13 protein-coding genes and 1 pseudogene are annotated in these 12,516 nt (G+C 70.1%); 9 read left to right on the plus strand and 5 right to left on the minus strand.

Translation table 11 applies throughout. From position 1 onward, the window contains the following. Positions 1-67 precede the first annotated feature (67 nt). The 5 genes from VS93_RS29800 (at position 68) to hemW (ending at position 4,475) form a co-directional block, all read left to right on the plus strand. Positions 68-451, plus strand: a complete 384-nt coding sequence (locus VS93_RS29800; RefSeq protein WP_052745822.1) for a hypothetical protein — start codon at positions 68-70, stop codon at positions 449-451. Then, positions 340-1,266 carry a sensor histidine kinase gene (locus VS93_RS29290; protein WP_162231692.1) on the plus strand — a complete coding sequence of 309 codons (927 nt, stop codon included), beginning with the start codon at positions 340-342 and terminating at the stop codon, positions 1,264-1,266. The genes VS93_RS29800 and VS93_RS29290 overlap by 112 nt, the downstream gene beginning before the upstream one ends. Continuing rightward, a complete protein-coding gene (locus VS93_RS17465) occupies positions 1,238-1,891 on the plus strand; it encodes a response regulator transcription factor (RefSeq protein ID WP_046470979.1) in 654 nt (217 codons plus the stop codon). The genes VS93_RS29290 and VS93_RS17465 overlap by 29 nt, the downstream gene beginning before the upstream one ends. A 166-nt stretch (positions 1,892-2,057) precedes the next feature. Continuing rightward, positions 2,058-3,098 carry a DUF418 domain-containing protein gene (locus tag VS93_RS17470; RefSeq protein ID WP_046470980.1) on the plus strand — a complete coding sequence of 347 codons (1,041 nt, stop codon included), beginning with the start codon at positions 2,058-2,060 and terminating at the stop codon, positions 3,096-3,098. Positions 3,099-3,242: 144 nt separating this feature from the next. Then, a complete protein-coding gene (hemW, locus tag VS93_RS17475) occupies positions 3,243-4,475 on the plus strand; it encodes a radical SAM family heme chaperone HemW (RefSeq protein ID WP_046471005.1) in 1,233 nt (410 codons plus the stop codon). Positions 4,476-4,487: 12 nt separating this feature from the next. Here hemW and VS93_RS17480 read toward each other — a convergent pair whose 3' ends face one another. The 3 genes and pseudogenes from VS93_RS17480 to VS93_RS17490 all read right to left on the minus strand — a co-directional run bounded on the left by VS93_RS17480 (position 4,488) and on the right by VS93_RS17490 (position 7,021). Continuing rightward, positions 4,488-5,039, minus strand: coding sequence for a DUF4870 domain-containing protein (locus VS93_RS17480; protein WP_046470981.1), 552 nt, complete (start codon positions 5,037-5,039; stop codon positions 4,488-4,490). Between the two features lie 159 nt (positions 5,040-5,198). Next, positions 5,199-6,077, minus strand: a complete 879-nt coding sequence (locus VS93_RS30095; RefSeq protein WP_173434318.1) for a DUF4870 domain-containing protein — start codon at positions 6,075-6,077, stop codon at positions 5,199-5,201. A gap of 105 nt (positions 6,078-6,182) precedes the next feature. Next, positions 6,183-7,021: pseudogene (locus VS93_RS17490) on the minus strand (DUF3097 domain-containing protein). A 314-nt stretch (positions 7,022-7,335) separates the two neighbouring features. Here VS93_RS17490 and hrcA point away from each other — a divergent pair. From hrcA to VS93_RS17505, 3 genes are all read left to right on the plus strand, one after another. Beyond that, positions 7,336-8,349 (plus strand): heat-inducible transcriptional repressor HrcA, encoded by a 1,014-nt coding sequence (hrcA, locus tag VS93_RS17495; protein WP_046470982.1) that lies wholly within the window; start codon positions 7,336-7,338, stop codon positions 8,347-8,349. Further along, positions 8,350-9,495, plus strand: coding sequence for a molecular chaperone DnaJ (gene dnaJ, locus VS93_RS17500; protein WP_046470983.1), 1,146 nt, complete (start codon positions 8,350-8,352; stop codon positions 9,493-9,495). A 109-nt stretch (positions 9,496-9,604) separates the two neighbouring features. Next, positions 9,605-10,354 (plus strand): 16S rRNA (uracil(1498)-N(3))-methyltransferase, encoded by a 750-nt coding sequence (locus VS93_RS17505; RefSeq protein ID WP_046470984.1) that lies wholly within the window; start codon positions 9,605-9,607, stop codon positions 10,352-10,354. 77 nt (positions 10,355-10,431) lie between these two features. Here VS93_RS17505 and VS93_RS17510 read toward each other — a convergent pair whose 3' ends face one another. Both VS93_RS17510 and VS93_RS17515 read right to left on the minus strand, forming a co-directional pair. Next, a complete protein-coding gene (locus VS93_RS17510) occupies positions 10,432-11,142 on the minus strand; it encodes a hypothetical protein (protein ID WP_046470985.1) in 711 nt (236 codons plus the stop codon). Further along, positions 11,139-11,669, minus strand: coding sequence for a SigE family RNA polymerase sigma factor (locus VS93_RS17515; RefSeq protein ID WP_046470986.1), 531 nt, complete (start codon positions 11,667-11,669; stop codon positions 11,139-11,141). The genes VS93_RS17510 and VS93_RS17515 overlap by 4 nt, the downstream gene beginning before the upstream one ends. Before the next feature lie 445 nt (positions 11,670-12,114). Here VS93_RS17515 and VS93_RS17520 point away from each other — a divergent pair, with 445 nt between their 5' ends. Then, a complete protein-coding gene (locus VS93_RS17520) occupies positions 12,115-12,465 on the plus strand; it encodes a histidine triad nucleotide-binding protein (protein WP_046470987.1) in 351 nt (116 codons plus the stop codon). Positions 12,466-12,516 lie beyond the last annotated feature (51 nt).

The following is a 12,516-nucleotide window of genomic DNA, read 5'->3' on the forward strand; positions in this document are numbered from 1 at the left end:
TCGGGCGCCGCCGTACCCGGCCGAAGGTCGGATCCGGTAGGACACCGCACCGGCTAAGTTGTGCGGCATGCTCATGTTGGTACGCGCCGTGGGACTGGACCGGCCGCGGTTCCGCCTGCTACTCGGCGCGGGCCTCCTGCTGCTCCTCATCGACCTGGCGCTCATCGGCGGGAAGACGTCCGGTGCACCGCTGATCGTTTCGGGTGCCGCCGCCGTGGCCCTGGCCTGGTTCGCGGCGCTGCACCCCCGCTGGACGACCGCCGCGGCGGGCACGGCCACCGCACTGTCCCTGGCCGTGACCGTGCTGCTCAACCAGACGTTCCACCAGCCACCCCCGGAGTGCTGGAGCACCTCGGTCTGCTGCTGCTCTTGGCGCTGGTATGCCGCCGGTCGAGCGCCCTGGGGATCGCCCTGGCCGTCCCGGCGGTGGCGCTGGCCGCCGGCGTGCTAAGGACGCGCACCCTGGCGACGTTCTTCAGCTACGACGAGGTCGTCACCGTTGTTTTCCTCCTGCTCACGTTCGCCGTCGCCAACGGCTTCTCGCTGCGCTCGGAGGACAGGCGGCGTGTGGAGCAGGTCGCGGCCGCCCGCCGCGCCGAGCGGCTGGAGCTCGCACGCGACCTCCACGACGACGTCGCCCACCACGTCACGGCGATCGTGGTGCTGGCGCAGGCGGGTCAGGAGCTGGTACGCGAAACGGAGTTTCCTCTACGCGGCCTGTTCCGCGACGTTGAGCGCACCGGGCAGGAGGGGCTGGTCTCCATGGGCAGGATGGTCGCCTTCCTCCGCGACGCCTCCGACCCGGCCGCGGCGACGCGCCACCCCCGCGAGGAGATCGGCACCATCCGCGAGCAGGCCGAGCGCTTCTCGCGCACCGGCCCGCCAGTCGAGGTCGACGAGCGCCCGGGTGTCGCCCCGCGGCGCTGGCCGCCGGACGTGGCGACCTCGATCGGGCGGCTGGTACAGGAGGGGCTGACGAACGTGGGCAAGCACGCGCCGAGCTGCACAGGGGTACGGGTGGTCGTGGAGATGACCGACGGTGCGCTCATGGTCAGCATGCGCAACGACGGTTCCGGGCGACGGAGGCGGGCGGTCCGGTCCAGCGGCCACGGTCTGACGGGGCTCGCCGAACGCTTCGACGCGCTGGGCGGCCGGCTGACATGGGGAGAGACCATCGAGGGTCTCTGGGAGCTGTCCGCGTCGGTTCCGGTGAACTCAGGGGACAAGGAGGGCCACGATGTCGATCAGCGTGCTGATCGCCGATGACCAGGAGACCATCCGCACCGGGTACCGGTTCATTCTCGACGCCCAGAACGACATAGACGTTGTCGGGGAAGCCGCGGACGGCGCCGAGGCCGTCGAGCGCGTGCGCCGACTGCGTCCGGACGTGTGCCTGATGGACATCCGTATGCCCGTGATGGACGGCCTCGCCGCCCTGGCGGCCATCCGCCGGCTTCCGGAGACCACGACGACCCGGGTCGTCGTGGTCACCACGTTCGACATCGACGAGTACGTCTACGGTGCTCTGCGGGCGGGGGCGGCCGGGTTCATCCTGAAGAACTCCGGGGCTCGGCTGCTGGCCGAGGCGGTCCGCACCGCCGTGCACGGTGAGGCGCTGGTCTCTCCGGCCGTCACCACTCGGCTGCTGTGCCATTTCACCGGGGCCGACGGGGACACAACGGCGACCGACACCGTCGAGCCGCTCACCGCCCGCGAAAGAGAGGTGGCCGTGCAGGTGGCGCGAGGCCGCACCAACAACGAGATCGCGGGTGACCTGTTCATCTCCCTAGGCACGGTCAAGAGTCATCTGACGCGTATCCAGGAGAAGCTGCGGGCCCGTAACCGGGTGGAGATCGCGGCGTGGGTCTGGGAGAGGGGACTCGTGCCCTAGCCGCCGCGAGCCCTATCGGCCACGGCGTGCGCGGCACGGCACTCGCCCCGCGTCCACTGCGGGCTCCGGACCGCCGCCGAACCGGCCGAAAGGCCGATGTGGCCCACGGCCGCCGAAACCTAGCCTGACCGCTCCCCACATCGCTGGAGCGAGCGGAAGGCGGGACATGACTGGTTCGAGACCCCGGATCGAGGAACTGGACGTGCTGCGGGGGTTCGCGTTGTGCGGCATCCTGCTGGTCAACGTCCAGCCCATCACCGGCATGGGATTCGCCGCGCCGCCGCCCGCCGCGGCGGGTCCGCCGCACATGACCGAAGCGGCGCTGAGCATGCTCGCCGAGGGCCGGTTCATACCGGTTTTCGCTTTCCTCTTCGGCGCCGGGTTCGCGATGTTCCTCGAATCCCCCGCCGAGCGGCATCCTCGGCCGCGGCTGCCACTGGTCCGGCGGCTGGTGGCACTCGCGGTCATCGGTGCCTTGCACAGTCTCCTCTATCCGGGTGAGGTACTGCTCAGCTACGCCGTATTCGGCCTGGTGATCCTGCTCCCCGCCTCGTACCTGCCGCGGCGGCTGGTCCTCGGAGCCGGCCTCGTCTGGTCGGCGGCCGCCGTCACTCTCGTCCACGGCGGCGCGGCGCTTACCCCGGGACTGTTCCTGCTCGGTTCGGCGACTGCCCGGTACCGCGTTCCGCACACGCTTCCGGAGCGCACGCGGCAGGTGGCGGCCGTGTTCGTGCTCCTGCTCGCTTCCTCGGTCCCCGCCATGGTCTGGCACTTCCAGGAGATCGAGCGGACCGGCTTCGCCTCGTCCGGAGCCGTCGCGGGCCTTCTCATGGCAGCCGTCCACACCGCCGGCATCTGCCTGCTGATGCGTACACCACTGTCGCGGTTCCTGCGGAAGCTGTTCACCCCGATGGGGCGGATGGCACTGACCAACTACCTTTCGGCGACGGTCGCGGTGCTCTTGACCGGGGCGTTGCTGGGGCTGAAGGACCGCCCGGTCGACTGGACCATACTGGGGGCGCTTGCCGCGTGCGTTCTGCTGGTCCAGTGGGTCCTCAGTACGTGCTGGCTGAGGCGTTTCCGCTATGGGCCGGTGGAATGGGTGTGGCGCTGCGTGACGTGGTGGAGCGTCGTACCGATCGCCATCCCGCCGGACCAGCGAGGCAGTGGAGGAGTTCCGCGAAAGCTCTCAGGAGCCGGTTTCTGATCCCGGGCGCGGAGCGGTCCGGACAACGATCCCGAAGCCGCCGGCCGGGCCGTGCGCGCTCGGCGGCGCCGGTACCCCCGGAGCGGCCCACCCGCCCCGGCTACCCCGATCGAACCACCTCGCCGGATGGCCGACACTGGAGGCATGCCCTCTGTCGTTCTTGACGGCGACCCCGTCCCCGCCGACGGCGCGCTGCCGGCCGCCGCGGTCGCGGGAGCCGGGCGGCGCCCGTTCGGGGTGTACGTCCACGTTCCGTTCTGCGTCACCCGCTGCGGGTACTGCGACTTCAACACCTACACCGCGAGCGAGCTCCACTCCGCCGGGGGCGGAGCCACCGTCTCCCGGGAGACCTACGCCGACCTCGCCGTGTCCGAGATCCGGTTCGCGCGCCGGGTCCTCGGCGGTGCCGACATCCCGGTGAGCACGGTCTTCGTCGGCGGCGGCACCCCGACCCTACTGCCCGCGAAGGACCTGGGACGCATCCTGGCGGCGGTCGACGCCGAGTTCGGCCTGGAACCGGACACGGAGGTCACCACCGAGGCCAATCCCGAAACGGTCGACCGGGAGTACCTGCGGCGGCTGCGTGCGGCCGGCTACACCCGGGTGTCGTTCGGCATGCAGAGTTCCCGGCCGCACGTGCTCCGGGTGCTCGACCGCGCGCACACCCCGGGACGGGCAGAGAGCTGCGTCGCCTGGGCGCGCGAGGCCGGGTTCGCGCACGTCAACCTGGACCTGATCTACGGAGCACCGGGAGAGAGCGATACCGACTGGCAGGACTCGCTGCGGACCGCGATCGGCGCGGGCCCGGACCACGTCTCGGCGTACTCGCTGATCGTGGAGGAGGGCACCCGGCTCGCGGCGCGCGTCCGCCGGGGCGAGCTGGCCGCGTCGGACGAGGACACCCTGGCCGACCGCTACCTCATGGCCGACGACGCCCTCACCGCGGCGGGGTTCCATGCCTACGAGGTGTCGAACTGGGCTCGCAGCGAGGCGGGGCGGAGCAGGCACAACCGGCTGTACTGGACCGGTGGTGACTGGTGGGGTGTCGGCCCCGGGGCCCACAGCCACGTGGGCGGCACCCGGTGGTGGAACGTCAAGCACCCCGCCGCGTACGCGGCCCGGCTCGCCGAGGGGCTGAGCCCGGGCCAGGCGCGCGAGGTCCTCGGCGACGAGGAGCGGCGGTTCGAGCGCGTCCTGCTGGAACTGCGGACCGCGGAGGGCTGCCCGCTGGAGCTGCTGGACGGCGCCGGGCGGGCCGCCGCGGCCCGCGCGGTCGCCGACGGTCTGCTCGACCCTCAGGCGCACGCGCGCGGCCGCGCCGCACTCACCCGGCGCGGCCGGCTGCTGGCCGACGCCGTGGTCCGGGACCTGACCTGAACGCGGAAGCGGTCACGTGAGCATCGGGATCGCCACCGGGTAGCGGTACCACTCGCCCCTGTTGGCGGCTACCGCGGCCAGGATGGCGAAGACGAGGTCGGCGATCAGGACGACGGGCAGCAGGAGGATCCCGATGATGACGACCATCAGGATGGATGACACGATGATGCCGATCAGCATCGTCATCTGGAAGTTGAACGCCTGGGCGGCGTGGTACCGCACCCACGGCGACTCGTCCTTCTTCACCAGGTAGAGGACCAGCGGCAGCAGGAAGCCGAGCAGGAACCCGCCCAGGTGGATGATCAGCCCCATCGTGCGGTCGTCGGACGAGACCGGGCCGCCGGGGCCCTGCGTGTACGGCTGCTGGTAGTACTGCCCCTGGTAGGGGGGCTGCGGCATCTGGCCGCCCTGCCCCGGATACTGTCCCGGGTACTGGCCGCCGTACCCGGGGTAGGGTCCGGACGGTGAGCCGTAGCCGGGGTTGCCCCCGGGAGGGGGACCGTAGCCGCCCGGGTAGTGGCTCTGGCCGCTCTGTCCGTCGTTGGGTGGGTAGGGGGTGCTCACAGCTCTCCTCGATTCGCTGGCCGCGCCTGCTTTGCCGGTGCGGTTCACGTTATCGCGCACCAGGGCCGATACGCAGGCGTCGGCGGGACCGTGGATGGGACGGGCCCGCCGGCGCCGCGGTTCCCGAGGCAGCCCGGCGATGGCGCGCCGGGGCGGCGCTCACCGCACCATTCGGATGGCGACCGGGTAGCGGTACCAGGCTCCCTTGTTGGCCCCCAAGGCGCCCAGGAGCCCGAACACGATGGAGACCACCCAGATCACCGCGATCAGCACCGAGCCGATCCAGGAGATGTCGGGCTGGAAGACTCCGAGCCCGATGTAGACGATCCACATGATCAGGTACGGGATCAGCAGGGTCAGCTGGAAGTTGAGAGCCTCGCTCGCGTGGTGCCGGATGAAAGCCGAGTGGTTCTTCCTGGCCGAGTAGACGATGAGCGCGGGCAGCCAGCCGAAGCAGGCCAGGAGCACGCCGGACAGGTGGGCGATCATCGCCCATGTGGTGGCGTCGGAGCCCCCGCCGGCCTGCTGTTGGCCGGGCATCGGTTGGCCGTAGGGCGGCTGCGGGTAGCCCTGCGGCGGCGCCCCATAGGCCTGCTGCTGACCGTAGCCCTGTGGGCCCTGGGGAGGCTGAGGCGGATACGGCTGGCCGTAGCCCTGCGGGGGCTGGCCGGGCTGCGGCTGCGGTGGCCGCTGCGGGTAGCCGGGCTGACCACCCGTCGGCGGTCCATACCCCTGCGGGTAGGGCTGCTGTGCCTGCTGCGGGTAGGGTTGCTGCCCGCCGGTCGCGGGGCCGTATCCGGGCTGCGGCCCGGAGGGCTGTCCGTATCCGGGCTGCGCGGGCCACGGCTGCCCGGCTCCGGGCTGCCCCCCAGCCGGTGTTCCACCCGGTACGCCCGTGTGGCCCTGATAGCCCGGCTGGCCACTGGTCTCCGGCTGCCCCTGGCCGGGCTGCCCGCCTGCGGGGGTGTGGCCCGGTACCGGATGGCCCCCAGAGGGCTGGTCCTGGGGTGGTGGTTGGTGTGGCGGGGTCTCGCTCATCTTGTCCCTTGGCTTTGGCCGATTGCGATGGATGACGTCCGGCGTCCCGGCGGGGGGCCACCGCGTATCGTTCCTGCTCGTTTCTGCGCGCTGCTCCGCACGAGCTTAGCTCTCTGCGGTGTACGGGGCGGTGACGAAGTCAATCAGTTCTTCGACCCGTCCCAGGAGTTCGGGTTCCAGATCGGTGAAGGACCGTACCGATCCGAGGATGCGCCGCCAGGCCGCGCCGGGATCCTCGGACCACCCGAGCGCGCTGAGCGCCCCCTCCTTCCACGGAACCCCGTACGGCACATCGGGCCACGATCTGATGCCCAGGACAGATGGTTTCACGGCCTGCCACACGTCCACGAACGGATGGCCCACGACGAGCACGTCCGGTGAGCTGACCTGCTCGGCGATCCGGCTCTCCTTGCTCCCTGGAACAAGGTGGTCCACCAGGACACCGAGCCTCCGCTGCGGTCCCGGGCCGAACTCCGCGACGATCTCGGGCAGGTGGTCGATCCCCTCCATGTACTCCACGACCACACCCCCGATCCGCAGGTCGTGCCCCCAGATCCGCTCCACGAGCTCGGCGTCGTGCACGCCCTCCACGTAGATCCGGCTCTCCTTGGCGACCCGGGACTTCGCGCCCTGGACGGCGAGCGATCCGGAGGCGCTGCGCACCGGCCCGGCCGGGCGTTCGGCGGGGCGCACGATCGTGACGGGGCCCCATCGATCAGGAACGCCGCCGGTTCGAGGTTGAACACCCGGCGCCGGCCGTGCCGGTCCTCCAGAGTGACGGTCCACTTGTCCCAGCCGACGACGGCGCCGCAGAATCCTTCGTCGGCGGATTCGACGACCAGGCCCTGCTCGGCCGGAACCTCAGCGACCCGGTCCCTGGGCGGGCGCCGATGGCCGCTCGCGAGAACGTCGCCGTCGTAGCGCTTGCTGGCGTTTTTGCGCACGGCCCTGGATTGTAGTGCCAGTCCTTTCACCCGCGAGTCGGACGCGTCCATGGGAGCGCGCCGCCGGCGTTCCGGGCGGTGTGCCGGTCTCCGGGTGCCGCGGTCGGCCGGGCCGACAAGAGGCGCCGCGAGAGGATACGGACAGTTGTCGTGAGAGGGGAGAATCGGCCTCGGAATCGGGGATCCAATCCTTGGAGGGAACCCGGGCAGGAGGACATGGGGACCGTGTCGATAGAGGCAACGCGGTCAGCAGCGACTTTGCGTAACGACATAGAATTAGCACTTAAGACCACGGAGTGCCAGGAGGTGAGCGCGTGCTCAACGACCGGAAACTGGCGGTCTTGCGCGCCATCGTCGAGGACTACGTGTCCACGAACGAACCCGTGGGATCCAAGGCGCTGGCCGGCCGGCATGGCCTGGGCGTGTCGCCGGCGACGATCCGAAACGACATGGTGGCCCTCGAGGAGGAGGGCTACATCATCCAGCCGCACACCAGCGCCGGGCGTGTTCCCACGGACAAGGGTTACCGTCTCTTCGTGGACCGGTTGTCCACGGTCAAGCCGTTGTCGGCGGCCGAGCGCCGCGCCATTGATACGTTCCTCGGCGGCGCCGTCGATCTGGATGAGATCGTGGCCCGCACCGTACGGCTGCTGGCCCAGCTCACCCGCCAGGTGGCGATTGTCCAGTACCCTTCGCTGACCCGTTCTTCGGTGCAGCACGTGGAACTGGTGCCGTTGGGTCCGCAGCGTGTGATGATGGTGGTGATCACCGACACCGGCCGGGTGGAGCAGCGGGTGATCGACGGCTTGGACGAGGTCCCCGAAGAGGCGGTGGAGAACCTGCGGCAGCTGCTCAACCGCGTATTGGACGGCAAGTGGTTGAACAACGTCCCTGACGCGGTCGTCGATCTGCCCTCCCAGGTTCCGCCGGACGACCGCCCTTTGGCGAGGTCCGTGCTCTCGGTGCTGATGGAGAGCCTCGTGGAGCGGCACGACGAAAAGGTCGTCCTCGGCGGCACCGCGAATCTCGCCGCGATGGATTTCTCGGCTAGCCTGCGGGAGGTACTCGAAGCACTGGAAGAAAACGTGGTCCTCATCCGTTTGCTGGGTGAGGCTGGCAATCCCTCCATGCTCACAGTACGCATCGGCGCGGAGAACTCCCACGAGGGATTCAGATCCACCTCGATCGTGTCCGCCGGGTACGGGATCGGTGACCAATCGCTGGCCAAGCTCGGAGTGGTCGGTCCTACCCGTATGGACTACCCGGGGACGATGGGAGCGGTACGCGCAGTGGCACGGTACGTCGGTTCGATTCTAGCGGGGCAGTAAGTGGCCAGAGACTATTACCAGATCCTCGGAGTACGTCGCGACGCTACCCAGGACGAGATCAAGAAGGCGTATCGACGACTTGCCCGTGAACTGCACCCGGACGTCAACCCCGACCCGGAGACCCAGGACCGTTTCAAAGAGGTGACCCAGGCCTACGAGGTCCTCTCCGACCAGAGCAAGCGCCAGATGTTCGACATGGGCGCGGACCCCTTCGCGCCTTCGGGCGGCGGACCGGGAGGCGCCGGAGGCTTCGGCGCGACGGGCTTCCCGTTCGACGACATCATGAACGCCTTCTTCGGCGGCGGTCCGGGCAGTGCACGCCGCCCCGGCGACCGCGTGCGCCGCGGGCGCAGCATCAAGGTGCGCGTCGAACTGGACCTGGCCGAGACCTCGTTCGGCGTCACCAAGGACGTGACTTTCCCCACCGCGGTTCTGTGCGACACCTGTCAGGGTGAGGGCACAGCCAAGGGCAGCCAGCGGCACACCTGCGACATGTGCCAGGGACGCGGTGAGGTCTCTCAGGTCACACGCTCGTTCCTGGGCCAGGTCATGACCACCCGTCCGTGCCCGCAGTGCTCGGGAGAGGGAAGCGTCATCACCAACCCCTGCGCCGATTGCGCCGGCGAGGGCCGGGTCCGCGAGAAGGTCACGCGCAAGGTGCAGATTCCGGCGGGTGTCGAGGACGGTACCCAGATCCAGCTCGCGGGCGAGGGAGAGGTCGGCCCGAACGGCGGCCCGCGCGGCGACATCTTCCTGGAGATCGTGCAGCGCCCGCACCCGGTCTTCGAACGGCGAGGCGACGACCTGCACTGCACGGTCACCGTGCCGATGACGGCCGCGGCCCTGGGCGCATCGCTCACCATCGAGACGCTCGATGGCAACGAGGAGATCGACCTGCGGCCGGGGACGAACTCGGGACACGTCATCACCCTTGAAGGGCGGGGCAGCAAGCATCTCGACGGCGGCGGCCGCGGCGACCTGCGGATCCAGGTGAACGTCGAGACCCCCGGAAAGCTCGACGAGGAGCAGGAGTCGCTGCTGCGCAAGTTCGCCGAGCTGCGCGGCGAGGACCACCCTCCCGGCAAGTTCAGCCCGGGGCACGGCAACTTCTTCACCCGGTTGCGCGACGCGTTCGGCACCAAGTGACCAGTCCGCCAGGGTACCCGCTACGCGGGGGAGGACGACGTGACGGCCGGGTCGGCGGAGCCGAGGGCTCCGCCGACCCGGCCGCGTGTGCGAGGAGTGGAGGAGGGCGTTGACACCTCCGGTGTTCCTGGCGGAGCCGGATGAACTCGCCCGGGACCGGGTGGTGCTGTCGGGGGCCGAGGGGCGGCACGCCGCTACGGTGCGGCGGATCGTTGTCGGCGAGGTCGTGGACCTTTCCGACGGCGCCGGCACCCGCGCGAGGTGTGTGGTCACCAGCGTCGGGAAGGACACGGTGACCTGCGCGGTCGAAGAGCGTACGACCGACCCTGCCCCGCGCCCGCCCATCACCGTCGTCCAGGCGTTGCCCAAGGGCGACCGCGGTGAGCTGGCCGTCGAGGTCATGACCGAGGCCGGGGTGGACACGATCGTGCCCTGGGCCGCCGAGCGCTGCGTCACTCGGTGGAAGCCGGAGCGGGCGGCCAAGGCGCTGAACAAGTGGCGGGCCACCGCGCGCGAGGCGGGCAAGCAGGCGCGGCGCAGCCGGGTGCCGAGGGTCGCCGATCTCGCGGCCACGCGCGATGCCGCGTCGCTGGTCGCGCGCGCCGAACTGGGCATCGTACTGCACGAGGACACGGGTGTCCGGCTGGCCGCGCTGGCGCTGCCCGATGGCCTCGCGGAGCCGGACTCGAACGGAATCGTGGTCGTGGTGGGGCCGGAGGGCGGATTCACCGACGGCGAACTGCGGGCCTTTGACGAGGCAGGCGCGGTCAGGGCGCTTCTCGGGCCGACGGTGCTGCGGACCTCCACCGCCGGGATCGCCGCGCTCGCCGTCCTGCAGACACGCTGCGGGCGCTGGTAGCGCGGGCCTGAGCGAGGGATCAGCGGGCACATCGACGCGCCGACACGACCGCCGATGCGGCCGGGCTGCCGGCGTGCCTACTCGGGGCTGTCGTCCCCGCTGCCGTTGTCCCCTCCGCCGGGACTATCGGTGCTGTCGCCGCTGCCGTCGTCTCCGCCGCTGTCGCCGCTGCCGTCGTCTCCACCGCTGTCCCCGCTGCCGTCGTCTCCACCGCTGTCGCCGCTGCCGTCGTCTCCACCGCCGCTGTCGTCCTCGCTGGGATCGGGAGACGGGGTGCAGTCGTCGTCCGGCACCTCTGCCTCGTCGTCCTCGTTCGCCGTGGTCGGGGCGTCCGGCCGGCCGGGGGTGGTCGGGCACGTCATCGTCATGCCCGACTCTTCGGGCGGTTCCGTGCCATCCTCGTTCCCGTAGGGGGTGGTGGCGGGCTCGCGGTCGTTCGCGGGGTTCTCCACCTCGTCGGATCCGGAGACCGATGGAGCCGGGCTCTCAGCCGGCCGATCGCCGCGGTCCTGGCCGGAGGGCGGGCTCTGCTCCGTTCCGGCCGCCGGGAAGAACTCCGGAAGCACCTGCTCCCGGACCTGTGGGGTGCCGACCAGTACGGACCCCGCGATCGCCGCGGCCGCACCCACGGCCAGGATGGGACGGAGCCATGAGTAGACCAGGTGCTTCTTCTCGGTGCGGGCGCGGATCAGATTCAGGGCTTCGGGGGAGGGGTCCACCGAGTCGGCCTCGGCCCGGAGGACGGCGCGAAGCTTCTCTTCAGTGTGGTTGTCGAATGGTTCGGTCATGTCGTCTGCTCCAGAACCGAGCGGAGGGCGGCGACGCCACGCGCCGTGTGGCTCTTGACCGCGCCACGGCTGATTCCCATGGCACCGGCGATCTGGGCTTCCGACAGATCGCCGTAGTATCGGAGCACGATGGCCTCTCGCTGCCGTGTGGGGAGTTTGCGGAGGGCTTCAATCACCGCGGCGCGTTCCAGTTCCCCCATGGCTCCGTGCTCGGCGCTAGGGGCGTCCGGCAGCGCCTTGGGGGCGTGTTTCTCCACGACCGCCCGGTGCCGCAGCACGGACCGGGCCCGGTTGACGACCGACTGGCGCAGATACGACAAGGCTTTGTTGGGGTCTCTTAAACGTCGCCATGCTCCGTGCATAGCAACGAACGCGTCCTGGACCACTTCCTCCGCGGTCGCGAAGTCGCGGACGAGGAGGGTCGCGAGCCGCACCAAGGGCCGGTAGTGCGCACTGTACAGCCGGGTCACGGCCTGGTCGGCGTCCCATTCGACCGCTACTGGCGCCGCAGAGGCGTCCGCCACCATCGTTTCAGTCACGCTGGTTTGACGCGTGCCCTTGTCGCCGGGTTTACGGAAGGGCATACCTGGTTCTTCTCGTTGGGGTGTCGGATCCGACGCTGTGGTCCACAGGTCGCGGCCGTAGGATCTCGCCCGGAACGTGTATAACGCACCCCGGTCTCCTCGGATATCGCAAGAATGCCCCCTGAGACGCGACGACACGACCGAAGTCACGCAAAGGAACAGGATAGCCCGGCAGCAGGGGCGTGGGGTCCCTTGCGGACCACGGCCGGGACCGGATGGCCCGGCGGAGTGGTCAGCCCTCACGCTACGCGTGCGGTACGCCTTCATGTGGCTGAAACGGCCGATTCGGACGAGTCCGCGCGGCGGTGACGGCAACGGGTTTTCGAGGTCACTGCGGCATCATGGGAGGACGAGCGGATACGCCGGGGAGCGAAGGAAAGGGCACAGCATGAGCGAGTCCGACTGCCTGTTCTGCAAGATCGTCACGGGCGAAGTGCCTGCTGAGATCGTGCGGGAGGCGGAGCGCACGATCGCGGTTCGCGACATCAACCCGCAGGCGCCGACCCACGTGCTGATCATTACGCGGCAGCACTTCACGGACGCCGTCTCGGCGACTCGGGCCGACTCCAAGATCATGGACGAGATTATTCGCGAGGCCCACGAGGTGGCCGCCGCCGAAGGCGTGACGGAGACCGGCTACCGGCTGGTCTTCAACACCGGTACCGGGGGCGGGCAGACTGTCTTCCACGCACACGGCCACGTGCTGGGCGGGCGCGGCCTTGAATGGCCGCCCGGGTGAAAAGCCCGGGGCCGGTGAACGGTCCGTTGGTAGAATTTCCGGTGACAGCAA

This window comes from Allosalinactinospora lopnorensis (genome assembly GCF_000981225.1).
Lineage (GTDB): Bacteria > Actinomycetota > Actinomycetes > Streptosporangiales > Streptosporangiaceae > Allosalinactinospora > Allosalinactinospora lopnorensis.